This window comes from Xanthomonas prunicola (assembly GCF_002846205.1).
Lineage (GTDB): Bacteria > Pseudomonadota > Gammaproteobacteria > Xanthomonadales > Xanthomonadaceae > Xanthomonas > Xanthomonas prunicola.
In genome coordinates this window covers 721720-744328 of sequence record NZ_PHKV01000002.1, presented here as the reverse complement: position 1 = coordinate 744328, position 22609 = coordinate 721720, and the positions used below count along the sequence as shown (strand labels likewise).

Sequence of the window (22609 nt, the reverse complement as noted above, 5' to 3'; positions counted from 1 at the left end):
GTCGGGGGACTGCCGACCCTTATTTTTTGCGCTTTCTGCGCATAGGTGTCTGCTTTCTTCTGCAGCAGCGCCTGTCCAGCACGATCGAAACAAAAACAAAAAGCCCCGGCATGCCGGGGCTTTCTGCGTCGTAGGCGCCGATATCCGACAGGGCCGGAACAGGGGGGATCCAGATTTCCCTGTCGGACATCGACATAAGTCGGTCCGTGGGACGGGCCGGGTCAGAAGATGACGTGGCGGGTCACACAGAGTGCCTAGCTTGCGGCCAATCGTCAGCTGAACGCAAGCCCCCAATATCGTCAATTGTGGGCTCTGTCGCAGTCAGGGACTCAGGGAATCTGTTCGCGGGTGTTGCGCGGTGCGGTTTGCCGTTGAATCTCGCGCATCACCCGTGGCGGTGCGCTGATACGCGGCGGCTGTGCGCCGCTTGCCGGCGGGCGGTTGGGTTGTTGCGGACGCGAGCCGCTGGGGCGCTGCCCATTGTTGAACGACCCGTTCGGGCGTGGCGGGCGGTACTGCGGACGACGATCGTACGGCCTGTAGTAATAGCCGCCGCCGCGGTAGACCGGGTACACCGGATAGTCGTACAGGCCGATCGAACCGGCACCGTAGCCGTACGGCATCCCGTATGGGTTGCCGTAGTAATAAGGGGAATAGCCGGGCGGATAGCGATACTGCACGGCAGGTGCGCCGCGGTAATAGCCGCCCGACCCAGCGCCGGTGTAGTCGTAGGTTGCGCAGCCGCCCAGGGCCAACAGCCCGGCGGCGAAGATCAGACGGAATTTCATGAATGGTGCCCTCCTGCAACCATGGTGTCACTTTCGAGCCGATGCATTGAATCGGTCCTTAATTGTGCGGCAACGCGGCGCTTTTTCATCGATCCAGCATGCGCGGCGGCCGTGCGTGCGACCCGTGAAGAGGAGGCGATACGTTAATCTTGCAGGCATGATCGAGACGGTCCCTCTTGCCCATTCCGATGTCCTGCAGGCCGCTGCGCGGATCGCGCCGCACTGCGCGCCGACACCATTGCTGACATCGCACAGCCTGGATGCGCTCAGCGGTGCGCAGCTCGTCTTCAAAGCCGAGCATCTGCAGCGCAGCGGGGCATTCAAGTTCCGCGGTGCCTGCAATGCCGTGTGGTCGCTGCCGGATGAATTGGCTGCGCGCGGTGTGGTGACGCATTCGTCCGGTAATCACGGCGCGGCGCTGGCGCTGGCCGCACGCACGCGCGGCATCGGCTGCCATGTGGTGGTGCCCGAAGGCGCCGTGGCCGCCAAGCTGGCCAATATCTCCCGGCACGGCGCCACCTTGTGGCGCTGCGCACCGACCATCGCCGCGCGTGAACAACTCTGCGCCGAGGTGCAGGCCAGTAGTGGTGCCACGCTGGTACACCCGTATACCAATGTCGCGGTGATTGCCGGGCAGGGGACGGCCACCCTGGAGCTGCTGCATCAAAGCGGTGGGCTGGACGTGCTGGTGGCACCGGTCGGCGGCGGCGGGCTGGCGGCCGGTGCCGCCCTGGCGCTGCGATCCGCACCCAACTGCGCGCTGGTGCTGGCCGAGCCGGCCGGCGCAGCCGATACCGCGCGTTCGCTGGCGGCCGGGCAGCGGCTGGTCGATTTCGTGCCGGACACGGTGTGCGACGGTCTGCGCGGCACCTTGGGCGCGCCCAACTTCGCGCTGCTGCAGCACGCTGGTGCGCAGGTGATCACGGTCGACGATGCCGCCGTGGTGCAGGCGATGCGGCTGGTCTGGCAGATGCTCAAGCAAGTGGTTGAGCCGTCTTCGGCAATCACGCTGGCGGCGGTGCTGGCCGAACCGGCGCGGTTCGCCGGGCGGCGGGTGGGCTTGATCCTGTCCGGCGGCAATGTCGATCTGGACGCCTTGCCATGGGCCGCGGCGTGACCAGGCGCGTGCGCAGGCTCGGCCTGTGGGGCTGGGGCTGGCGATTGTGCATGCTGGCGTTGATCTGGCTGGTGGCGGTGGCGGGCTGGATCGTGTGGATCGGCGATCGCGATCAGGCCGCGCCGGCGGATGTGATCATCGTGCTGGGTGCGGCAGCCTACGATGCGCGGCCTTCGCCGGTGTTCGAAGAACGCATCCGGCATGCGCTGGACCTGTATGCGCAGGGCTATGCGCCGCACCTGTTGTTTACCGGCGGCTTCGGCAACGGCGCGCGCTTTGCCGAATCGCAGGTGGCCCGACGCTATGCGCTGCGCCATGGCATCCCGCCCGACGCCATCGTGATCGAAACCACATCGCGCACCACCCGGCAGAATCTGCAGCAGGCGCGCGCGCTGATGGAGCGGCACGGCATGCATCGGGCGATCATCGTCAGCGACCCGCTGCACATGGCGCGCGCGCTGCGGCTGAGTCAGGAGCTGGGCATTGACGCGCTGGCCTCGTCCACGCCAAGCACGCGCTTTCGCAGCTTCCACACCAGCTGGCGCTTCCTGTTGCAGGAGGTGTATTACTTCCACCGCGATCTGGTGGTGCAAGGGCCGTGACTGCGGGCCTATGATGCGGCTTTCCCAGCGGCAGGTTCGAGCATGAGCGAGACCCATCGGCAACACGCCATCGGCCTGGTCCAGGCCTACTACGCAGCATTCAACCGTGGCGACTGGGACGGCATGTTGGCGTTTCTGGCCGACGACGTCGCCCACGACCTCAATCAGGGTGCGCGCGAAATCGGCCGCGCCGAATTTGCCGCCTTCCTGCAACGCATGAACGACAGTTACCGCGAGCAATTGCGCGATGTCGTCGTCATCGCCAACGACGATGGCACCCGCGTCGGCGCCGAGTACGTGGTGCATGGCGTCTATCACACCACCGACGAGGGCCTGCCGGAGGCAACCGGGCAGACCTACGTGCTGCCGGGTGGTGCGTTCTTCGACGTGCAGGGCGACAAGATCACCCGCGTCACCAACTACTACAACCTGCAGGAATGGATCGCGCAGGTGTCGCGCTGACTGCGTGGCCCGCGCGCGCTGCTCGGTAGGTCGAATCGATCCTTATGCAGCATCCGATAGGCGCGATGCGGCGTGGATCGTACGCTGCATCGCGCGCCTTCGCGCTTCTACGGGCGCTTGCCTGATCACTGCAGGCGTTACAGCAACACCACTGCGACCACTACCAGCACGAAGATGCTCCACTTGAGCACCTGGTACAGCGGGTTGTTGCGTTCCTTCAGTGCCTTGGCCTTGAGGCGCGCGGCATAGAAATAGCGGAACACGCGGTTGATGCCGCCGGTCTTGTCGCCTTCCTGATTGGGCGAGGCACCGGCCGAGAGCAGGCTGCGGCCGACGAAGCGGTTCACCGCCGCCGCCCAACGCCAGCGCATCGGGCGTTCGATGTCGCAGAACAGGATGATGCGGTCCTGGTCGGTGTCGTTGCGCGCGTGGTGGATATAGGTCTCGTCGAACATGGTCCACTCGCCGTCGCGCCAGCTATGGCGCTGGCCGTCGACGTCGATGAAGCAGCGGTCGTCGTTGGGCGTGGCCAGGCCAAGGTGCAGGCGCATGGACCCGGCGAACGGGTCGCGGTGCGGGCGCAGCTCGCTACCCGGCGGTAGTTCGGCAAACATCGCCGCCTTTACCGTGGGGATGGACTTCAGCAACGCGGTGGTCTGCGGGCACAACTCGGCCGCCGACGGGTGCGCGGTGCCGTACCACTTCAGATAGAAGCGCTTCCAGCCGCGGCGGAAAAACGAGTTGAAGCCGATATCGGTATAGCCGTCGGCGGCGCGGATCTTTTGCATCTGCTGCAACGCCACCGCTTCGTCGCGGATCACCGGCCAATTGGCGCGCAGCGGCGCCAGCTCGGGGAATTCCTTGCCCGGATCGATGAACGGCGTGGTCGGCACCCGCGAACACAGGTACATCAGCGTGTTGATCGGGGCCATGAAGGTGGAATGGTCCAGCAACTGCCGGCTGAGCCGGTGCCGTACGCGACCGCGATAATGGATGTAGAGCGCCGATGCGACGAACAGCGCGATGAGGAGCCACTTCAACATGGGGCAGGCCGATTGGGGGCGGGGGGCCGCAAACGTGAGAGAGGCTGCCAACAAGCGCACGCAGCAATGCTGCGCCGTGTCGGTAGCCACCATCGAACAAGGTGAGCCGCAGCAGGGACGTGCGGCCGGTAACTTCAGAATTCTAGCAAGTGTGGCCGCCGAGCCTCACAGGTGCGCGTTCGCATGGACGCAATACGCTGTGTCTCACCGGCAGTGGCTGCGCAACTTCTAGCGTTCTGTACCGCCGCTCAGTCGATGCGGCGACGGATCGGGATTGCGCTGACCGCAACGCTGGCGACGTCGTGCCCGTGTTCGCGGATGGGTGCGCCCGGTGCCGGTGCCCAGGCGTGGGCGTAGATCACTTCCCAAGAACTGGGCAGGGTGCCGTCCGGCCGCCGCAACGGTTCGTAGGCAGCGCTGGCGGCGGCAAACCGGCCGCGTCCGGTGAGCGTGGCGCGGCGATTGCTGAGTGCATTGGTCGCGCCCATCGCACGGAGTTCGCGCATCAACGCGGGCAGGTCGTTGTAGGTCAGGGTGAACAGGTCGCGGTCCAGCACCGGATCGCGGAAACCGGACATCAGCAGGGCATCGCCGAATTGGGCAATCGGCGGAAAGCGGCTGACGTGCGGGGCCGGGTCGGTTTGCGCGAAGGCCTCGCGCAATTCGATCAGCGTTTCCGGGCCGAAGGTAGAGCAAAGCAGCAGCCCGCCCGGGCGCAGCGCACGGCGGAACCCGGCGAACACGGCTGGCAGGTCTTCCACCCACTGCAGGCACAGATTGCTGAAGATCACATCCACGCTGCCGTCGGCGACGGGCAGCGCGCGCGCATCGGCACACACCTGTGCGAATGGCTTCCACCAGCCAGCGGCCTTGCGCGCCTGGCGCAGCATCGGCAGGGCTTGGTCGACCGCGATGACCTGCGCCTTTGGCCAGCGCTTCTTGATCGCGCCGCTGGCATGACCCGGGCCGGCGCCGACATCGAGCACCACCTTGGGCACCTGCTCGCCCAGATAGTCGAGCGATTCGAGCAGGCGCGCTTCCGCTTCGCGCTGGAGCGCGGCGGCGGCAGTGTAGGTGCTGGCGGCACGCGCAAAGGCGCGGCGGACGTGGCGGGGATCGAAAGTGCTATTCATGGCGCCGCTATTGTCGCCGCTGGCAGGGGCGGAGGGAATCGATGCGTCGTGCGCGGCCCTGCGCTAGAACGTGCCGGGATAGCTGCCGCCGTCGATCAGCAGATTCTGCCCGGTGATGTAGCCGGCCTGCGCGCTGCACAGGAAGGCGCAGGCTGCGCCGAACTCGTCCGGCTCACCAAAACGCGCGGCCGGGATGCCCGCACGTTTGCGCTCGGCGATGTCGTCGGCGGTGCCGCCCTGTTGTTGCGCGATGGCGGCGAAATTGCCGCGCAGCCGGTCGGTAAGGAATTGCCCGGGCAGCAGATTATTGATGGTGACGTTGTCGGCCACGGTGCTGCGCGCCAACCCGGCGACGAAGCCGGTGAGGCCGGCGCGGGCGCCGTTGGACAGGCCGAGGATGTCGATCGGCGCCTTCACCGCGCTGGAGGTGATGTTGACGATGCGACCAAAGCGGCGGGCGCGCATCCCATCGACGGTGGCGCGGATCAGCTCGATCGGCGCCAGCATGTTGGCATCCAGTGCGCGCAACCAGTCCTCGCGTTCCCATTGACGAAAATCGCCCGGCGGCGGGCCGCCTGCGTTGTTGATCAGGATGTCGACCTGCGGGCAGGCTGCGAGTGCGGCGCTGCGTCCTTCCGGCGTGGCGATGTCGGCGACCACGCTGCGCACTTCGCCAGCGCCGGGAAGCGCGCGCACTGCGTCGGCAGCCTGTTCCAGTACATCACGGCCGCGTGCGGCGATCACCAGATTGACGCCTTCGCTGGCCAATGCGCGTGCGCAGCCCAAGCCCAGCCCTTTGCTTGCGGCGCAAACCAACGCCCAACGGCCAGCGATTCCCAGATCCATGCGGTGTGTCCTCGATCAGCGATGGCGCATGATCGACGATCCGCTCATGGCACGGACGCAACGAAGCGTTGCAGCGCCTCGCTCACCTGATCGGCATGACCGAGAAACGGTGCGTGGCCCCCGCCGGCAATGGTGAGCGCCTGCGCGTGCGGGCTGAGCGCGGCGGCGGCATGCATGCCGGCGGCAGGCACCAGGCGATCGCGTTGCCCGGCGATCCACAGGCTGGGGCGTGCGAGTTGCGGTACGGCGCGACGCAGGTCGGTGCGTTCGAGCAGGGTGAGGCCTTGCTGCAATGCCTCCGGCGCCGGTTCGCCGCGCGCGGTGAGCGTCTCGCGCAGGCTGCGCAGTTCGCTGCGTGCATGCGCCGAGCCAATCGTGTCCAGCGCAAGAAAACGCTCCAGGGTGCCGCGGTAGTCACGCGACAACTCGGTACCAAATTGCACGAACACCTCGCGCTGGACGGCATCGGGCCAATCGCTGCCGCGCACAAAACGCGGCGTTGCGGCGATCATCGCCAGCCCGCGCACCTGCGGCAGGGTGGCGGCCGCATGCAGCGCAAACAGCCCGCCCAACGACCAGCCGAGCCACACCGCTGGCGGCGTGGCGGCCGCAATCTCGGCGACCACGTACGGCAGCGCCAGCGGTGTGCTGTCGTCGCGACTGAAGCCGTGCCCGGGCAGGTCGACCAGATGCAATTGATAGTGTGGTGCCAGACGCTCCACCAGCGGTGCGAACACCCCGCCGTGCAGTGCCCAACCATGCAGAAGAACCAGCGCAGGCCCGTGGCCGATGACATCGATATGCATGCGCGCATTGTCGCCGATTGTTGCGGGCCGGTACGCGTTGAGTGAGTCGAGTTGCTGCTGCGACAGGGTTCAGAAAGACGGGATGGTGGTGGCCTTGGCGTCGATTGCAGTCTGCCGATGGGGGCTTGGGTATGTCGGTACGGCGCTGCTGCGGCACGCCCGCGTCAGTGCGTGGCGGCTGCACGCAGCGCGCCGATCTTCGGGGCCAGCAACGCCCACTGCGTGCGCGCGTAACCGCGCCAGCGCCAGCGCGCAGGCCAGCACCAGCGACGTGTGCGCCGCGCCTGGATCTTGGCCGCCAACCAGTCGGGATCGAACCCGTCCCACACGCCGGCCACGCTGCGCAGATTGCCGATCAGGACCGGATGCACTTCGTGCAACAACATCCTGCGTAACGCTTCCAGGGTGAACGGTGAGGCAGCCAGCACGCGCGCAATGCTGTCGTCGTCGCGCCTGTCACTGTCCAGGTACAACCGCGATAACGCTTCCCACACGCGGTGTTGCGCCGCAGTGGCTGTGCCTGGTGTCGCTGGCGACATGTCAGTGCACAGATGGGATTGGATGCGAGCGCGTACCCGCTGCACAGTCGGTGCAATGCATGCGATCCGTGTCGCACCGAAACATCACCACATGGTTGTCGCCTGACATGCGTGTGCCTTGTGCAGTCAATGCATTGCTTGAGTGGCTCGCGGTGGTTTCAGCGCAGGCCATGCACGCATTGCGGCTCGCTTCAGGCAGACGCACGCAGCGGCTGCCGGCTGACCACATCGCGCGCCTGCACGATGGCGTCGATCAGCGCCTGCACCTGCTGCGGCGTATGCAACGCGGATAGCGTCACGCGAAGGCGCGCCTTGCCTTCGGGCACGGTGGGCGGACGAATGGCGCCAACCATAAAGCCTGCCTGTTCGAGTGCGGCCGACATCGCCATGACGGTCGCTTCTTCGCCGCACAACACTGGCTGTATCGGTGTGTCGGAGGCCATCAATTCGAAGCCGTGCTTGCGCGCGCCATCGCGAAACGCAGCGATCAATTCGACCAGACGCGTCCGCCGCCAGTCGTCGCGACGCGCCAGGCGCACGGCTGCCAGCGTGGCAGCGACCTGCGCCGGCGGCAATGCTGTGGTGTAGATGTACGGGCGCGCGGTTTCGGCCAGATGGCGGATCAGCGCCTCGTCGCCTACGACCACGGCGCCGTAGCCACCGAGCGCTTTGCCCAGGGTCACCAATTGCAATGGCACTTCGGCCACGCCCAGCCCGGCATCGGCCACGCAGCCGCGACCTTGCGGACCGAGCACGCCAACACCATGCGCATCGTCCACATAAAACAGGGCTTCCTGCATGCGAGCCACCAGGCTCAACGCGCGCAGCGGCGCGACATCGCCATCCATGCTGAAAACACCGTCGCTGACCAGCATCGCCGCACCCTCGGGCGAGCCCTTGAGCTGACGCATCGCGCCTTCCACATCCAGATGTGGATAGCGCCGCAGACGGCAACCAGCCAGCCGCGTGGCATCGAGCAGGCTGGCGTGATTGAGCCGGTCCTGCACGCAGACATCGTCTTCTTCGCTGAGCAGTGCCTGTTGCACCGCCAGATTGGCGATGAAACCGCTGCCGAACAGCAACGCCGACGGATAGCCCAGCCATTCGGCGATTTCGCGCTCAAGCGTTTCGTGCGCGGTGTGGTGGCCGCAGATCAAATGCGAGGCGGTGGCGCCGGCGCCATCGCGGGCAGCGGCATCCTGCAGTGCGGCGACCACTTCGAACTGTTGCGACAGACCCAGATAGTCGTTGGAGCAGAAACCGGTCAGCCAGTGCCCGTCGATTTCCAGCCGCACGCCATCGCGGCGGCCGACCTGTCGCCGCACCCGCACCCGTTCCTGAGCGACGCGCAACTTGCGCAGCGACGAAATCCGTTCGTGCAGATCGGGGCGGGCCATGGGGGCGTTCAACGGCAGAGAAGGGCCGCTAGCGTAGCGTGCCGTGCTCAGCGCGCCCAGCCGGCACCGACGACCGGTGCCGGGCCCATGCTCAGGCGGCGTGCTCGCAGGCGGCGCTGCGGGTGATCTCCGCATGCACGGTGCCGGGGTGATCATGCTCGGCCGCATCGACCGTGATCTGCATCGGACGCAGGCCCAGGCGCTGGAACAGGGCCTGGTCGCGCTCGGTGTCCGGGTTGCCGGTGGTGAGCAGTTTTTCGCCGTAGAAGATCGAGTTGGCACCGGCCAGGAAGCACAGCGCCTGCAGTTCGTCGCTCATCGCTTCGCGGCCGGCGGACAGGCGCACCATCGAACGCGGCATCGTGATGCGGGCCACGGCGATCATGCGCACGAACTCGAACGGGTCCAGTTGCTGGGTGCCGTGCAGCGGGGTGCCGGGCACCTGCACCAGTTGGTTGATCGGGACCGAATCCGGGTGCGCGGGCAGCGTGGCCAGCGCCAGCAGCAAGCCGATGCGGTGTTCGCGGGTTTCGCCCATGCCGACGATGCCGCCGCAGCAGGTCTTCAGACCGACATCGCGCACATGTTCCAGCGTGTTCAGGCGGTCCTGGTACTGGCGGGTGTGGATGATGGAGTCGTAGTAATCCGGCGCGGTGTCCAGATTGTGGTTGTAGTAGTCCAGCCCGGCGTCCTTGAGCGCACGCGCCTGGCCGGCGTCCAGCATGCCGAGCGTAGCGCAGGTCTCCAGGCCCATGGCCTTGACCTCGCGGATCATCGCGGCCACCTTGGGGATGTCGCGCTCCTTGGGCGAGCGCCAGGCCGCGCCCATGCAGAAGCGCGAGGCGCCGGCGGCCTTGGCCTGGCGCGCCTTGGCGACCACTTCTTCGGTCTCCATCAGCTTCTGCGCAGTCACGCCGGTGTCGTAGCGCTGCGCCTGCGGGCAATAGGCGCAATCTTCCGGGCAGCCACCGGTCTTGACCGACAGCAGCGTGGAGACCTGCACTTGCGCCGGGTCGAAATGTGCGCGGTGCACGCTGGCCGCGTGATGCAGCAACTCGGGGAACGGCAGATCGAACAACGCCTGCAGCTCTTTGCGATCCCAGTCATGGCGGACGACAACAGACATCGGAGTTTCCTGACAGTCAGCGGCTTGGAAGCCAGGCAGTCTGGTGAGCATGGAAGAGGCTGTCAACTTCAACGGGGTGCGCTCGGTTTACAGGTGGCCGCAGCGGGTGCTGCGGCTACTACTGCCGAGCCTGTGTTTGGTCTGTGCGGAAGCCGGCACGCCTGACGGCGATCTCTGCCCCGCGTGTCGCGCCGCCTTGCCCGATCATGGCCATGCCTGCCTGTGCTGCGCCACCCAGCTGTTCGCCTGCGATGGGGTGGCGTTGTGCGGGCAGTGCCTGCAGGAACCTCCGCCGCTGCAGCGGGTGCATGCCTGCTTCACCTATCGCTGGCCGGTGGATGGGCTGCTGCGGCGGTTCAAATTTCATCAGGACCTGGCGGCGGGTCGTCTGCTTAGCGACCTGATGGCCCGGCGCTGTGCGGGGCTGCCACGCCCGCAGGCGTTGGTGCCGGTGAGTCTGCACCGGCAGCGCCTGCGCCAGCGCGGTTACGACCAGGCGCTGGAGTTGGCCAGACCGCTCGGCCGCGCGCTGCGGCTGCCGTGCCTGCCGTTGCTGCGCCGTGTGCGCGCGACCGCGCCGCAATCCGAGCTGGACGCGATCGAGCGGCACCGCAATCTGCGTGATGCGTTCGTGGCCCGCGGCCCGTTGCCGGCACATGTGGCGCTGGTGGACGACGTGATGACGACCGGCGCGACGCTGTACGCCGCGGCGAAGGCATTACGCAAGGCGGGTGTTCAACGGGTGGATGCATGGGTCTGCGCGCGGGTGCCGTGATCGAGGTTGTTGCGGTCTGCGGGTGCGGCTGCGTCCGTACCCTCACTCCAGCCCGAACCCCGCTCCCGTAGGAGAGGGGCTTTGTCTAGCGGCAGCGCGGTGGATGGCGATGCTGCTTCGGCGGGTGGATGGCGGAGGACTCGACGAGGAGTAGAGCCGTCAACGATGCCTGCACGCGTTGAAGCCTCACGCGCAATCTCGACATCCGATCCGTAATCGACGGATTCCCGAATGCGAATCCGCGCTAACGCCCCGCCACCGCCACTGCGATGCCGACGAAGATCGCCAGGCCAACCCAGTTGTTGTGCAGGAAGGCGCGGAAGCAGGGGCCGCGCTCGCGGTGGCGGGCGATGCGGAATTCGTAGGCCACCAGTAGCGCCGCAACGCCCAGGCCGGCCCAGTACGCAGCACCGAGATCAGCGCGCAGACCAACCAACACCAGCGTCGCGAACATCAGCGCATACAAGACGCCTTGGGCCACCAGATCGAATTTGCCGAACAAGATGGCGGTGGACTTGCTGCCCATGCGGATGTCGTCGTCGCGGTCGACCATGGCGTACCAAGTATCGTAGGCGGTCGCCCACAGGATGTTGGCGGCATACAGCAGCCAGCCCAGCAATGGCACGCTGCCCTGCACGGCGGCGAAGGCCATTGGAATGCCCCAGCCGAAGGCCATGCCCAGATAGACCTGGGGCAGGTGGGTGTGGCGCTTGAGATAGGGGTAGCTGGCGGCCAGGAACACGCCGGGCACGCTCAGCGTCACGGTCAGCCAGTTGAGTGTGAGTACCAGCGCGAAGGCCATCAGCATCAACACCACGAACACCCACAGCGCCTCGCGCCCGGAGACCGCGCCGGTGGCCAGCGGGCGCGACTTGGTGCGCTCCACATGCGGGTCCAGCCAGCGGTCGGCATAGTCGTTGATGACGCAGCCGGCCGAGCGGGTCAGCCACACCCCGGCGGTGAACACGAACAGCGTCCACAGGGGCGGCAGGCCATCGGCGGACAGCCACAACGCCCACCAGGTGGGCCAGAGCAGCAGCAGGCTGCCGATCGGGCGATCGCCACGGACCAGCTTCCAGTATTGCCCCAGCCGCTGCGGCCACGTCAGCGCGCCTGCTGCGGGCAGTTGTTCGACACCATGCTTGCTCATGCGGCAAAGGGTAGCAGTGCGGCTCGGCCATGGTCATGTGGGCGCGGGAGGCGCTGCCCGCGCGGCGATCCTGGGAATGCCCAGCTTCTTCGACGCCAGGCTGTTCATTAGAGTGCGGCTGGCCGCAGCGATCGAGGTTGCGAGCGGCAAGGGCCGCGGTTGGTTCAGGTGGGCTGCGGCCGGTGGTACGGCTGCGACGCACGCTCGGCAGTGACCGCGCTCGGGCGCGTGCTCAACCTTGCTGTCAGGTTGGGGACGTCGAGCAGGCTTGCGCTCTGGCGACTGCCGCTTGAGGCGGCGACAGGTTTGCACGGCCTGGACCCTATGCGCTTGCACCTGGGCGTCCTGCTCGGGCCGACAGGCCGGTGTCATCACGTCTCGAGCGACGCCGTGGCTTGCCAGGTCCCGTGTCGCCCAGCCCCGTCACGCGCACGCGCACGCCGGCTGTTCTGGCATAATGCGCGGCCAGGCGCTCGTAGCTCAGCCGGATAGAGTAGTGGCTTCCGAAGCCATTGGTCGGGGGTTCGAATCCCTCCGGGCGCACCAATTCGAGTTCAGGCTTGTCCTAGGATGTCCAAAAACCCTCGAGAAATCGGGGGTTTTTGTTGTCTGTACATTCGAAGGTCCACCCGGATGCATTGGCACCCAGGCTGGTCGGGATATGGATGTGCCAGACCTCAATGCAGAAGCGCAGAGATGGATGCCCCACGCAGTCAAGCGGCTTCATGGAACGCGTCAACGACGGCGACCAACGCGGCGTTTTGGATATGCACGGGTTGCGCAGTTTGAGCGAAGCGAGCAAACAGACTGATCGACTCTTGCCGGCTGCCAACGGCCAATAAACACGGCACAGACTCGGCGAGCAGACACCCGCCGGTTCAGCGGCCAACATCATCAGACAGACCTGTCTGTTTTGACTGCGGGGCGTGACATCGCTGGATGCCAGGGCCTAACGGATGTTCCATTCTCCCAGCAGTACACGCGCCCGCTGCTCGATGAAGCGGTTCGCGTTGGCCTGCGCCTGTTCGGACTCCTGCTTGGCCTCTGCTTCCCCGATGACACCCTCCTGCGCTTCTTCGAAGTGCGCCATCGCCCACGTGGTCGCCGCTTCCTGCGCTGCCGTCCCCTCCACATCGTGCATGGAGATGTAGGCCTTCAGTGGCGGCCACATCTCCACACGCCCGGTGAGTTCATTCCTGCTGCGCAGCAGCCTCTCCCTGGACAGCCCCAGGTCGGGATTTTGTAGGGCTTCCTGCAGCAGGCCCAGTGCGGTCTGGTGGTCCTGCGTGTGCATGAGCTTGTGCTTGAGCATCTCGGCGAACGCGGTCTTGACGTCTCCTTCCACGGCGGGCCCCGCATCGCCCACCTGCGTCATGCCATCCATATTGAGCGTCTTGACGGTGTGGTCGCTCAAAAATTGGCCGAAGCTGTTTCGGAATTCAGGTGATCGAATGGCCTCGGCCACCACCTGGTCCAGCAAGGACATGTCGGCCGATGTGATGGATGCGCCGAAGATCCTGGCATCTTGCGCCAGGCCTTGCGTCCACTTCTCAAAACGCTCGCCCAGGTCGGCATCGACACTGCGCAACACGCGGGTGAATTCGGGGACGCGGTTCCACGATGCCCCGGCCTGTCGCACCGCAGGCACCGGCGCGCGTCGCCTTCTGTCGGCCAGCCGCCGTGCCTCGCGCTGCGCGCGCTCCGGGTCGCGGATCTGCAGCAATTGGCCTGCCAAATGATCCGGCACCTTGATATCGCATTGAGCGGGCAGCCGGGCCAGCGACTGCGGAAGGGTCTGCAGGCCGGTGCCGCGCAGGTCCAGCAGTCGCAGCTGGGCGAGATCTCCCACGCTGTCGGGCAGCTGCCGCAGCGCGGCGCAATGTTTGAGCGAGAGTTCCGTCAAGCTGCGCAGTTGACCGATGTCTTCAGGCAGGTGCGCCAGCCGGCGGTTGGAGGACAGGTCGAGTTTTTCCAACCGATGCAGCCGGGTGAGGCTGCCAGGAAGTTGCTCCAGCTTGGACTGCGATGCCACCTCCAGTGACCTGAGTCCCTGCATGAGGCCGATGTTTTCAGGCAACTCGCGAAAATGCGACGAGTGCGACACGCGCAATTCGGTCAATCGGCTCAGTTCAACGATGCTGGCCGGCAGGCGCGCATAGTGCCCGCCTCCTAGCGTGAGGTTGCGCAGACCTTGCATGCGCCCCAGGTCGGCGGGCAACTCATCCAACGGGATCAACGCCAATTGAAGGGTTCTTAGATCGGACAGGCGCGTCACCGAGGGTGGCAGCTTTTTCAGGCCCGGCGCGCCAATGACCTGCAGATGACGGAGCTGGCGCAGCTGCCCCAGGCTGTCTGGCAGCGACTCAAGCCCGGTATGCATCAGCCTCAATTTCCGTAGCGCGTCGAGCCGGCCGATCGCATCAGGTAGCGTCGTGGCAGGGAGGCCGTAGTCGAGGGCAAGCTCGGTCCTGCCGTGGGTCGCTGCCTGACGGATTGCCTCTGCAACGCTTCGCAGCACCTGCCGCGACGTATCTCTCTGCCCGTCGTGCAGGTTGAAGCCCGTTCGCACCCGCTCTGCGATCGGCAGGCTGCGCTCAAGCCAATCGTCGATCTGGTGCTCGATGGTGCGCGGTGGCGCAGAAGACGAAGCCCCCAGCTCAACCTGTTGCATCGACGGACGCAGCGGTGATCGCAAAAGCCGGCCATCTTCACGATTTCTTGGCGGCGTGGCGTCGGCCGCCGATGTGCTTCCGCGTCGCCGCGGCCGTGCGAGCAGAGGGCTGAGCACGCCCTCTGCCTCGGAAGATGTGCGTGAAGAACTCGCTTCAGCCGGCGCGTGGTCGGCGCTGTCGTTACGCGGACGAGAGCGGAGTAAGCGGTTTACATTAAACATAGAGATCCACCCGGCGTATTCAGCAGGCTGCAACGTTCCCAGGCTCAGGCTACTTCCCTTTGATCTGCATCGCTGCGCGCACACGAAGATGTGTCATCACCAAGCGAACAAGGCGCTTCTTTGCGTAGACGCCCCGATCCTGAGCGTCTACGCGCCTTAAGCGGCGAATCAGTAACGATTCGACCCGGCCGATGATCAACTCGATCAACCACCCAGGCGTCTAGTTCTCGATCACGCCATGCGTGGTCTGCATGCCTGGCAGGAAGCGCGATATCGCTGACGTGCATCGTGTCCACACGAAAGCCGTCAAGCGACAACGCGACGCATCATCCCAGCGCGTTGGTGCAGCACGGCGCGGCCAATTGACAGGCGTTAGCGTGATGCATGCCTTATCGATCAGCAACGCCGGATGCGATGCGTCGCGCGCAATGATCTTGCTGAGAGGACTCTTACCGACGCCGCCCCCGTACATTCCTGAGATTCTGCCGCAAGTCTCCTTCGAAGTTATCGGCGATACCTTTGGGAATAAACTGCTTACCCACCGGGACGCCGCCGGCGTTTTCCATCTTCTGGTGGATCTCTCCGTCTTTCTGCTTGTCCAGTTGATATTCTTCGTAATGCAAGCCCGCCAAGATGGGGGCTTTGAGCATCTCGACCGATTTACTGATCGCAGAGCCGCCGACATACCCTTTTGCGAACGCTGCAGCGCTTGGCCGCTCGGCCGCCGTTTTACCGGCTCCCTTGGCCACACCCTTGGCAGTTCCCTTGGCCGCGCCCTCAGCTGCTTCCTTGGCCGCGGCTTCGGCGACTCCCTTGGCAACCCCCTTGGCCCCGATTCTGGCCGTGGGTCCGCCGACTGCTCCAACCACTGCCCCTGCCATATTGATGCCGGCCAGCTTCAACGCAAGCGACATATCCCCGCCTTGAATTGCGGTGTCGACCACCTGCGCGGCCTGTGCCTCGCTCTCCAATGCAATCGACGCCGCATCGGCAATTTCGCCGATTATGGGGATTCCGTTCAATGCGCTCAGGCCAACGGACATCCAGTCCATGATCTTGCTGTCCCACTTTAGGAACTCGTGCAAGCCGTGCTGGAACGTACCGATGTCCTTTTTGGGTTTCTTGATCGCGGGCGGATCGGCCTTGCCCACCAGCATGTCCGCGACCGCCTTCTGCTGCTCGGGCGAGGTTGCCTCGTGCGTGGCCGGCGTGTCCACGGTCTTGTTGGCCGCGCTCATGTGGTCGTAGAACTGCCGGAAATCGTCCTGGCTGATCTTGCCCGAGTCGACCACATGGCCACCACCGAAGAAGTGATGCGGCTTTTTGTAGCCGGTGATCGAGTTATTCAACAGGCCGAACAGCAGTGGATCGGCCAATAACTGCGTTGCGGCATTTTTGACGGCGGGATCGGCCTTGTCGTCCTTGGAGATTGCGTCGAGCTTGTCGCGCGTCACCTCCTTGCCATCGCCATAGAACGCATCTTGATGCGTATTGATGGTGTCCAGCGTCTTCTGCTCGTCCGCCGTCAGGTGCATCTCGGAGGTGGATTTCTGCAGGAAGTCCGGGGTGCTCATCGAGCCCGAGTCGCCCGCAAACGCTTTCCACTCGTCGGGGTGGTCGCGGAAATACTGCGCGGCTGCGATTAGCTGCGGAGGGCACTTGCTGGTCTTGCTGTCGCCATCGACGATCTTGGCGAATTCATCCTCGCTCAGATTGCCGGACAGATAGTCGGAGTAGCGATACAGCTCGCGCAGGGCATCGCTTTTGGTCATGACCGATGCTTTGCTTTTGTCGGGGCTATCGGATGCGATGTAGTTCTGCGTGTAGTCCTTGGCTTTCTTGTCGTTGTACTCGGCAATCTGCGGATGGTAGTACGAGAAGTCTGTCAGGTCCTGCGCCTTGATCTTGCCGCCGCACTTGCCGTCCTTCTGCGAGCCGATGGCAAAGAACAACCGTGGATCCTTCTGCAATCCTTTCAACGCTTCCTTCAAGTCAGGCTGCGTCGACGGATCATTTATCTTTGCGTCCAGCTGATCGAAGGACAACGAGTCGACCTGGTCCTTATGCCGATCCAGGACCGAGACAATCTCCAATTCGGATTGATTGAGCTGGCCGTCGTTCCAGGTGACCGTCGAGCCCTCCGCAGCCGGTGGCGGATTGGACCCCTTGATGTTCTTGGGGTTGAACTCGTCGTTCTTCTCGCCCAGCTCCTTGACCTGCGGATGTGAATCAGAGAAATCCCAGAGATCCTGCGCGCTGATCTTGCCGCCGCACTTGCCGTCTCCCTGGGAACCGATCGCAAAGAACAACCGCGGATCCTGTTTCAGCCCCTGCAATGCAGCCTTCAGGTCGGCGGGCGTGGAAGGGTCGTTGATCTTGTCGTCGAGATTCTTGTACTCGAGCGGCATCTGATCCTTGTGTGCATTCAGCGTCGAAACGATCTGAAGCTCCGACTTGGTCAGCGTGCCATCGTTCCAGGTAACCGTCGAACCTTCCAGCGCCGGCGGCGCATCCTTCCCCTTGATGTGCTTGGGATCGAAGTCGTAGCCCAGGGATGGCCACGAGGTGCGCTTTTCAATCGGCTGAGTGGCGTCCCAATCGGATGCGGACTGCTGGGTGTTGGCATCGTTGCTTGCCGTATTCGCCGGCGCATTACCTGATGTGCTGCTTGGCGTGTTGGCTTGGAGGGCCGCCAGCAGCAGGTAGATTTGCTGGAAGATGTTATCCATCGTCGGTGGCAGGTCGGAGCCATCCTTGGACGAATCCGATCCGAGCAGCTCCGATGAAGACGAGTCGTTTAAAGAAGTGCCCAGCAGTTGGCTGGGGTTACTCCCGGTAGAAAGCGTGTTGAGCGACATATGGGCGGCCTCGCTAATGACAGAATTGGCAGAGCACCTTCGTATAAGTCGATTCTTATACGGCCGCACGGATGCGCCCATGCGGGGTAGACCTATGTTGCCAGTCTGCGCAACGTGCACCCTGACCGACGAACTATTTTGGCGAAAAAAGCGCAAAAATTGAAGGGTCGATGCGTCGCCACCGAACGGTGCGGTGCGGCGCAGATGCTTGAGCGGCGATTGTTCCTGGCGCGGCCCGGCGCACTCATACACATCGATACCACGTGCACTGCCAGACGCGGATCGTCATGGTGTTTCGAGGCATATGCAGCGGTCACCGGTTCTCTCTCACACGGCGGCCGAAACCCCGAGTATCAGATTGTGGGTGCTGTTCTGACCGGAGGCCTGGGCTTGCTGAAAAACCAGGGGGACTCAACGGAACCTGGTTGCATGACGGTTCTGTCATTGCCCGACTGGAGCCATGAATCACGTCCATGAAGCTTGTTGGGATCATCTGGGTCGCTAGATGGGATTTGCACTGAAGCAACGCGATGGCAAACGCTGAGGCTGACACTGATGCTGTGCGCAGATAGTTAATCTCTCGGTAATGCGCATTGCGCACGTAAGCCGCCTGGATCTGAGATTGCCGGGCGGCACCTGCAGATGCATTTATAAAGTCCTGGATCCTGCGCCGAATCAGGGTCGCTCTCTTCCGCTTGTGTCCGCTTTGCAAAGCGTGGCGCAGGTTTTGGTCGGACAATCTACCCGCGTCCAACTTCGTGTATGGCGCGGGTGGTTCGCACTGCTTCGTTCGGGCGCATGTTCCGGGGCAAAACAATGTGTCGCGCGCTCTGGCGCGTAGCAACCCATCGAAATTTCCTCACGGAGTACTTCAGATGACGTTGGAATCGCACAATCAGAAAGCAGCGAATACCGCTTTTTTTATTGGCCTGAGCGCGTGCCTCGGGTTACCTGGTGAGATTGCGCAGCGGCTCGGCGAAGGCGAAACCATTCTGGGCCCTGCCGGCATGCTGTGCCGTGTCCACACGCAGGGGCAGCCAGGCGACCTGATGGCCTTCCCGGAAGTAATCTTGCCCCTGGCGGCACATGAGTTTGGAGGCGAGGAGGTGGTGACCCTGCTGTCGCTGCAGGAGCAACTGCTGACCGAGTATGGCTGGCGGCTCACGCTCTCGGATCTCGGCCTGCTATGCGTCTGCCCGCTGTTGCTCGTGCGCACGCCTGAAGAGGTGGCCGCTGCACTGGACCGTGGGCAGGTGGTCGCACGTGTCGTGCTGGACGCGCTGGCGACGCAGGTCGATACGACGAAGGAGGTGGCCTCGTGAAACTCTCCAGCGATATCGGCACCGCTTCCAGTAGCCGCGCAGCCTCGCGTCTTCCCGAACAACCAGCGCAGGTCGAAGAAGTCACTGCCCCGCGGGAAGAACGGGCACCGACCGGCCCGCTTGCAGGCTTGGCCTCTTCCAGTGCGACGCTGCGCGGTCGCCGCGCAGGTGGCGCGAGGACAGATGCAGATGAGGATGGGGCCACACACGGCGGCTCACATCAGCCCAGGTCTTCGCAATCGTCGGACGCAACGTTTTACACCGCGCACGTCGTGTCCTCACCTCCGGAAATCGAAACACCGGATGTGCCTGCCGCCGCCGCGACCTATGCCGAGCGCAGCACGGCGGCGGCCGCCGAGGTGAAAGCGCAGCTACGAACCCAACTGGACGCTCTGTCATTTGCTGCCCCCTCGGCAGAGCAGACTGCCCTGCAGGCCAGCTATCTGGAGTGGGCGGACGCACGCATACAGGAACGCATGACCGCCTTCGGGCCCGATGCCGGATATCAGGCTGTTGGTGACATGAAGACAGCGGGCAGGACAGCAACATTGCCGATCGCCTACGAATGTCTACGATCGTTCATTACCGGTGCGATGCGTAACCCGGTCGGTCTGGCCACGGGTACGGTCTACGCGCTCGCGCGCCCGGCTGGCGGGGAGGAGCTCAGTACAGCGATGGTTGCTGGTGCGGCCGCGGGGTCGGCGTCCTATACCAGCGAGACATTGTTGCTCCCGGCAATGGATCGACGCGCGCGCGTTGCCAACCTGCCGAGGTTTCAGGCCATCGACCCCAAGATCCTGGTGCCCGATCCACCACCGGTCATTCTGGAAGTTACCGCTGAGGGCAAGCGCTTCACGCGTCCGGGCGAGAACAATGCGCCCACACTTGCCGGACTCAAGGCCCAGACCTACGATCGCCGCCTGGCGATCACTCAACGCCAATCGACCTTGGAGGACAAGTCACTCGATACCTTGTTCCTCAAGCCAGTGATCAATGCAGGGTTCAATGCTGCGCGCCGGACTGGTAACCATCCAGGTTTACTGTCGCCTGGCGGCCAGCTGGGGTTGAGCGCGCTCGCCATTGGCGGTGCCGGGGTGGTGCAAAAGGCATTGCTTGAAACAGGCAAGGCCGTGGCACGTACCGGCCAAATGAGTGTCCCGGATCTACTTGGCGGAGAGCAACGGCTGAATCTGTTTGCATTGGCGTTGCCCGACAAAACGCGCCGGCCTGCGCAATGGTCAGACGCCGTGCATTTCCCGCCCAGATATTTACTGGAAACCGGAAAGGAAGCCTTGGCGTTGGCAAGGCAGGGTTTTACCAGCGCAAACGCGGTTGCCACGACGGCGCGCGACCTGCTGACCCGCCACATGCTGAGCAATGTCATGGCCAGCTTCGGCTCGATGGGGGCCGCGCGCATCATCACAGCGCCGTTGCGTGGGGGGAGCCACATCCGTGTTGCTGGCGAGCCAGCCAATTCCACGGCTGTGGTCGTGCAGCAGGCCGTGCAAAGCCTCTTTAACGATACGTTCTGGAATGCGCTCAAGGCCAGGAACGGCGCCAACACCTCTCAGGCGGCGCGTCTGGACAACGAACGTGCCGCGCTTGCAGCCGAGCATCAACGCACCATCGCACGAACGCTTGAGGCTCTGGCCGAGCCCGTCGACCAGGCGATCGCCAGGCTTTCGGGGCCGACTCTCGCCGAGACAGAGCGTGCCATGGAGGAGGGGGTAAGCGCTGCGCCTGGCCCTGGGCCGCATGGACAGACATTGCGTACGGCCCTGGAGACATTGCGTACAGAGATCGGCGCGCAGTCCGTCTCGATCGCGACCATCGATGCGGTACGCACTGCACTGCATGAGGGGTGGAGTCAAACGCTTGGCGGGGTCCCACGAGACGAGGCCACACAGGCACTGGAGGGTCAGCTGCAAACGCTCAAGCGTGCATTGAATGAGAGCGAGGAACTTCGCCAGTGGCAAAGCGGGCGAGCATGAGCGCTCAGCTGCCGCGTTGATCGTTATGCGTGATGCACTCCGCCGCTACAGACGTCGCTGTCGTCGCGTCTGTGGCTCGGTGGTGGTGCCTGGCAGGTTAGCCGTACCAGCAAGGATGGAATACCGTGGCCCCGTACCTCCAGCAGCCTCGCAAGCCGCTCGCTGCACGGACGCAGGCATTGCATCTGCGACTCGATTGCGCAGCTTCGGACCGCGTGAGATCACCGCGGAACTCCAACAGCGGAAAGAACTCGTCGCAAAGGCGGCCGTGTCCCTCGTCAGCGCCAACAGCATCGATGCATAAGGTATCGCAGCGGATGTGCGCGACGTGGAAGATCAGTCCGCGCCTGTGTTTTTTTCTGTGCAGTGTCGGCCATCGCGGTGAACTGGAAGGACAGACCCGCGATCGCTCCGCCAAGCGTATGCCGTGGAACACGCCAGGGCAGATGCAGGCACGTCACGCGCGAGATTCTCAAGTGAACTTACGTCAGAGCCACTGGTGCCATGAGGCAGCGAGAGTGCCAAGCCGGGTGGAGGTGGCTGACCAGCCGGGTTTCTGATCCATGGCAGATCGATGTCGCTGTCGCCCTGATTGACGCTGCGGCAAGCTGCCAACCAGCCTGCATCAGGCGCGTAACCACAGATAGTTGCCCGTTGCGATTCCTTCGAACATCTCGTCGTGCGCAACGAAGATATTATTGTTCCAGTAACGGCCATGCTCGGCATAGTGGGCAAGCAGATCGCATATCCACGCGCCATCCACGTCGTCGTCCAGTGGTACCCGCACGATCAACACGATAACGCCGTTATCGTTCAGTCCAAGCTGTGCCTGGTCCTGCGCATACACTGAGAGATTGGCTTCGAGCAAAAGCCTGAAAACGTTCAATGTCCGCCCGGCAGGTGGTAACCCGTAGGCGATGCGCAAATACAGCGCCTCTTCTTGCGCGTCGTCTTCGGACTGTGGCGTCGGCAGGTGCAGATAGACCTCAAAGCCTTCTACCCAAAGCACACGCCGGCTAAGCACCGACTCCACATCCGGCAGGTCCAGTGCCTCGCAGATCTGTCGAACGATGGTTTCGAATCGCGCGCCGCTCATCTTTGGTAAGGCATGCACAGGGCCCCCTACAAGCCCTGCGCATCCCTGTGCCGATTACTGGCCAACGAGCTGCTTAGCGTTGTCGCCCGCCTTGCCGATGAACTTGTTCAGCGCCACGTTGAAGTCCAGATCGTTTTTGAGCATCGTGATCTTGTTGTTCATGGCTTTCTGGGCCTCGTCCGAGGCAGCCATGTCGCCGAGCATCGAATTCATCTGGCCGCTCGCGCCAGACAATCCGGCAGCACCGGAAATTCCATTGGACAGACCTCCGGTAATGCCGTCCATGCCTTGGCCGAAACGCGAATTCATTGAGCTTATTTCAGGGAAAAGTGGCATACCAATACTCCTTCGTAGTGAGCGTGTAAGGGTGCGCCTGCCGGCGCGTTTTGCTTGGTCGGAGCGACCAAGAAATCGAATTACGGCATGCTTGCGATGTGCGCGACAATGTTGCGTGCTGCAGTGATGCCGTCATGCAGGACGTTGAAGTCATTGCGCGCAGTCTGGTCGCTCGCCGCAGACCAGTGCACGCGAATCTGTTGCGCAGTGGCATCGAGTGCTGTCTCTACGTTACGCAGCCGCTCCCCAGACAGATCCATTGCCTTGGTCTGCAAGATCTTGCTCATATCCTGGGTCACTGCATCGGTCATGGCATCGAACATGGTGGT

At 64.0% G+C, this 22609-nt stretch carries 21 protein-coding genes and 1 tRNA gene; 7 read left to right on the top strand and 15 right to left on the bottom strand.

Annotated elements, in window-relative coordinates; translation table 11 throughout:
• Positions 1 to 19: 19 nt before the first annotated feature.
• Complete coding sequence (locus XpruCFBP8353_RS23930) at positions 20 to 196, bottom strand: hypothetical protein (protein WP_165786157.1); 177 nt, start codon at positions 194 to 196, stop codon at positions 20 to 22.
• Positions 197 to 329: 133 nt separating this feature from the next.
• Positions 330 to 788: a hypothetical protein gene (locus tag XpruCFBP8353_RS09755; protein WP_101363019.1), complete on the bottom strand. Its 459-nt coding sequence runs from the start codon at positions 786 to 788 to the stop codon at positions 330 to 332.
• 157 nt (positions 789 to 945) lie between these two features.
• On the opposite strand from XpruCFBP8353_RS09755, the gene XpruCFBP8353_RS09750 reads away from it, so the two are divergent.
• The 3 genes from XpruCFBP8353_RS09750 to XpruCFBP8353_RS09740 are packed head-to-tail and all read left to right on the top strand — an operon-like array spanning position 946 to position 2969.
• Complete coding sequence (locus tag XpruCFBP8353_RS09750; RefSeq protein ID WP_101363018.1) at positions 946 to 1905, top strand: pyridoxal-phosphate dependent enzyme; 960 nt, start codon at positions 946 to 948, stop codon at positions 1903 to 1905.
• On the top strand, positions 1890 to 2507 hold the full coding sequence (locus tag XpruCFBP8353_RS09745; protein WP_101363017.1) for a YdcF family protein: 618 nt from the start codon (positions 1890 to 1892) through the stop codon (positions 2505 to 2507). Before XpruCFBP8353_RS09750 ends, XpruCFBP8353_RS09745 begins: the two co-directional genes overlap by 16 nt.
• A gap of 42 nt (positions 2508 to 2549) precedes the next feature.
• Complete coding sequence (locus tag XpruCFBP8353_RS09740) at positions 2550 to 2969, top strand: nuclear transport factor 2 family protein (protein ID WP_101363016.1); 420 nt, start codon at positions 2550 to 2552, stop codon at positions 2967 to 2969.
• 137 nt (positions 2970 to 3106) lie between these two features.
• Here the strand turns inward: XpruCFBP8353_RS09740 and lpxO are convergent, their stop codons facing one another.
• From lpxO to bioB, 7 genes are all read right to left on the bottom strand, one after another.
• Positions 3107 to 4012 carry a lipid A hydroxylase LpxO gene (lpxO, locus tag XpruCFBP8353_RS09735; RefSeq protein ID WP_101363015.1) on the bottom strand — a complete coding sequence of 302 codons (906 nt, stop codon included), beginning with the start codon at positions 4010 to 4012 and terminating at the stop codon, positions 3107 to 3109.
• A 248-nt stretch (positions 4013 to 4260) separates the two neighbouring features.
• On the bottom strand, positions 4261 to 5145 hold the full coding sequence (gene bioC, locus XpruCFBP8353_RS09725; RefSeq protein WP_101363013.1) for a malonyl-ACP O-methyltransferase BioC: 885 nt from the start codon (positions 5143 to 5145) through the stop codon (positions 4261 to 4263).
• A 63-nt stretch (positions 5146 to 5208) separates the two neighbouring features.
• Positions 5209 to 5991: an SDR family oxidoreductase gene (locus XpruCFBP8353_RS09720; RefSeq protein WP_101363012.1), complete on the bottom strand. Its 783-nt coding sequence runs from the start codon at positions 5989 to 5991 to the stop codon at positions 5209 to 5211.
• Positions 5992 to 6035: 44 nt separating this feature from the next.
• Positions 6036 to 6797, bottom strand: coding sequence for a pimeloyl-ACP methyl ester esterase BioH (gene bioH / locus XpruCFBP8353_RS09715; protein WP_101363011.1), 762 nt, complete (start codon positions 6795 to 6797; stop codon positions 6036 to 6038).
• A 164-nt stretch (positions 6798 to 6961) separates the two neighbouring features.
• Positions 6962 to 7336, bottom strand: coding sequence for a DUF7079 family protein (locus XpruCFBP8353_RS09710; RefSeq protein WP_101363010.1), 375 nt, complete (start codon positions 7334 to 7336; stop codon positions 6962 to 6964).
• Positions 7337 to 7527: 191 nt separating this feature from the next.
• Complete coding sequence (gene bioF, locus XpruCFBP8353_RS09705; RefSeq protein ID WP_207759612.1) at positions 7528 to 8901, bottom strand: 8-amino-7-oxononanoate synthase; 1374 nt, start codon at positions 8899 to 8901, stop codon at positions 7528 to 7530.
• A complete protein-coding gene (gene bioB, locus XpruCFBP8353_RS09700) occupies positions 8825 to 9859 on the bottom strand; it encodes a biotin synthase BioB (RefSeq protein WP_101363008.1) in 1035 nt (344 codons plus the stop codon). The genes bioF and bioB overlap by 77 nt, the downstream gene beginning before the upstream one ends.
• Before the next feature lie 49 nt (positions 9860 to 9908).
• On the opposite strand from bioB, the gene XpruCFBP8353_RS09695 reads away from it, so the two are divergent.
• Positions 9909 to 10634: a ComF family protein gene (locus XpruCFBP8353_RS09695; RefSeq protein ID WP_207759611.1), complete on the top strand. Its 726-nt coding sequence runs from the start codon at positions 9909 to 9911 to the stop codon at positions 10632 to 10634.
• 244 nt (positions 10635 to 10878) lie between these two features.
• Here the strand turns inward: XpruCFBP8353_RS09695 and ubiA are convergent, their stop codons facing one another.
• Positions 10879 to 11784 carry a 4-hydroxybenzoate octaprenyltransferase gene (gene ubiA / locus XpruCFBP8353_RS09690; protein WP_101363006.1) on the bottom strand — a complete coding sequence of 302 codons (906 nt, stop codon included), beginning with the start codon at positions 11782 to 11784 and terminating at the stop codon, positions 10879 to 10881.
• Between the two features lie 469 nt (positions 11785 to 12253).
• Between ubiA and XpruCFBP8353_RS09680 the strand changes: the two genes are divergently transcribed.
• Positions 12254 to 12330, top strand: a tRNA-Arg gene (locus XpruCFBP8353_RS09680).
• Between the two features lie 403 nt (positions 12331 to 12733).
• On the opposite strand, the gene xopAE is transcribed toward XpruCFBP8353_RS09680, so the two are convergent.
• Together xopAE and XpruCFBP8353_RS09665 are read right to left on the bottom strand one after the other, a co-directional pair.
• On the bottom strand, positions 12734 to 14365 hold the full coding sequence (gene xopAE / locus XpruCFBP8353_RS09675) for a type III secretion system effector XopAE (protein WP_101363111.1): 1632 nt from the start codon (positions 14363 to 14365) through the stop codon (positions 12734 to 12736).
• 761 nt (positions 14366 to 15126) lie between these two features.
• Positions 15127 to 17535 (bottom strand): HrpF/NolX family T3SS translocon protein, encoded by a 2409-nt coding sequence (locus XpruCFBP8353_RS09665; RefSeq protein WP_101363004.1) that lies wholly within the window; start codon positions 17533 to 17535, stop codon positions 15127 to 15129.
• A gap of 875 nt (positions 17536 to 18410) precedes the next feature.
• Here XpruCFBP8353_RS09665 and hap3 point away from each other — a divergent pair.
• Together hap3 and xopF1 are read left to right on the top strand one after the other, a co-directional pair.
• Positions 18411 to 18857 (top strand): Hpa3 family type III secretion system protein, encoded by a 447-nt coding sequence (hap3, locus tag XpruCFBP8353_RS09660; RefSeq protein ID WP_101363003.1) that lies wholly within the window; start codon positions 18411 to 18413, stop codon positions 18855 to 18857.
• Positions 18854 to 20848, top strand: a complete 1995-nt coding sequence (xopF1, locus tag XpruCFBP8353_RS09655; protein WP_101363002.1) for a type III secretion system effector XopF1 — start codon at positions 18854 to 18856, stop codon at positions 20846 to 20848. Before hap3 ends, xopF1 begins: the two co-directional genes overlap by 4 nt.
• Positions 20849 to 21473: 625 nt before the next feature.
• On the opposite strand, the gene XpruCFBP8353_RS09650 is transcribed toward xopF1, so the two are convergent.
• The 3 genes from XpruCFBP8353_RS09650 to hrpD6 all read right to left on the bottom strand — a co-directional run bounded on the left by XpruCFBP8353_RS09650 (position 21474) and on the right by hrpD6 (position 22603).
• Complete coding sequence (locus tag XpruCFBP8353_RS09650) at positions 21474 to 21944, bottom strand: CesT family type III secretion system chaperone (RefSeq protein WP_101363001.1); 471 nt, start codon at positions 21942 to 21944, stop codon at positions 21474 to 21476.
• Between the two features lie 54 nt (positions 21945 to 21998).
• A complete protein-coding gene (gene hrpE, locus XpruCFBP8353_RS09645) occupies positions 21999 to 22280 on the bottom strand; it encodes an HrpE family protein (RefSeq protein WP_133126079.1) in 282 nt (93 codons plus the stop codon).
• A gap of 80 nt (positions 22281 to 22360) precedes the next feature.
• On the bottom strand, positions 22361 to 22603 hold the full coding sequence (hrpD6, locus tag XpruCFBP8353_RS09640; protein WP_101362999.1) for an HrpD6 family protein: 243 nt from the start codon (positions 22601 to 22603) through the stop codon (positions 22361 to 22363).
• Positions 22604 to 22609: the final 6 nt, after the last annotated feature.

Bases quoted from the DNA above. Each gene is read 5' to 3' on its own strand.
- XpruCFBP8353_RS09755 (WP_101363019.1), bottom strand. From the start codon at position 788: ATGAAATTCCGTCTGATCTTCGCCGCCGGGCTGTTGGCCCTGGGCGGC.
- bioH (WP_101363011.1), bottom strand. From the start codon at position 6,797: ATGCATATCGATGTCATCGGCCACGGGCCTGCGCTGGTTCTTCTGCAT.
- hrpE (WP_133126079.1), bottom strand. From the start codon at position 22,280: ATGCCACTTTTCCCTGAAATAAGCTCAATGAATTCGCGTTTCGGCCAA.
- hrpD6 (WP_101362999.1), bottom strand. From the start codon at position 22,603: ATGTTCGATGCCATGACCGATGCAGTGACCCAGGATATGAGCAAGATC.
- XpruCFBP8353_RS09695 (WP_207759611.1), top strand. From the start codon at position 9,909: ATGGAAGAGGCTGTCAACTTCAACGGGGTGCGCTCGGTTTACAGGTGG.
- XpruCFBP8353_RS09665 (WP_101363004.1), bottom strand. From the start codon at position 17,535: ATGTCGCTCAACACGCTTTCTACCGGGAGTAACCCCAGCCAACTGCTG.
- XpruCFBP8353_RS23930 (WP_165786157.1), bottom strand. From the start codon at position 196: ATGTCGATGTCCGACAGGGAAATCTGGATCCCCCCTGTTCCGGCCCTG.
- ubiA (WP_101363006.1), bottom strand. From the start codon at position 11,784: ATGAGCAAGCATGGTGTCGAACAACTGCCCGCAGCAGGCGCGCTGACG.
- XpruCFBP8353_RS09710 (WP_101363010.1), bottom strand. From the start codon at position 7,336: ATGTCGCCAGCGACACCAGGCACAGCCACTGCGGCGCAACACCGCGTG.
- XpruCFBP8353_RS09740 (WP_101363016.1), top strand. From the start codon at position 2,550: ATGAGCGAGACCCATCGGCAACACGCCATCGGCCTGGTCCAGGCCTAC.
- XpruCFBP8353_RS09750 (WP_101363018.1), top strand. From the start codon at position 946: ATGATCGAGACGGTCCCTCTTGCCCATTCCGATGTCCTGCAGGCCGCT.
- lpxO (WP_101363015.1), bottom strand. From the start codon at position 4,012: ATGTTGAAGTGGCTCCTCATCGCGCTGTTCGTCGCATCGGCGCTCTAC.
- XpruCFBP8353_RS09650 (WP_101363001.1), bottom strand. From the start codon at position 21,944: ATGAGCGGCGCGCGATTCGAAACCATCGTTCGACAGATCTGCGAGGCA.
- bioF (WP_207759612.1), bottom strand. From the start codon at position 8,901: ATGCGGCCGAGCATGATCACCCCGGCACCGTGCATGCGGAGATCACCC.
- XpruCFBP8353_RS09745 (WP_101363017.1), top strand. From the start codon at position 1,890: ATGGGCCGCGGCGTGACCAGGCGCGTGCGCAGGCTCGGCCTGTGGGGC.
- bioB (WP_101363008.1), bottom strand. From the start codon at position 9,859: ATGTCTGTTGTCGTCCGCCATGACTGGGATCGCAAAGAGCTGCAGGCG.
- bioC (WP_101363013.1), bottom strand. From the start codon at position 5,145: ATGAATAGCACTTTCGATCCCCGCCACGTCCGCCGCGCCTTTGCGCGT.
- hap3 (WP_101363003.1), top strand. From the start codon at position 18,411: ATGACGTTGGAATCGCACAATCAGAAAGCAGCGAATACCGCTTTTTTT.
- XpruCFBP8353_RS09720 (WP_101363012.1), bottom strand. From the start codon at position 5,991: ATGGATCTGGGAATCGCTGGCCGTTGGGCGTTGGTTTGCGCCGCAAGC.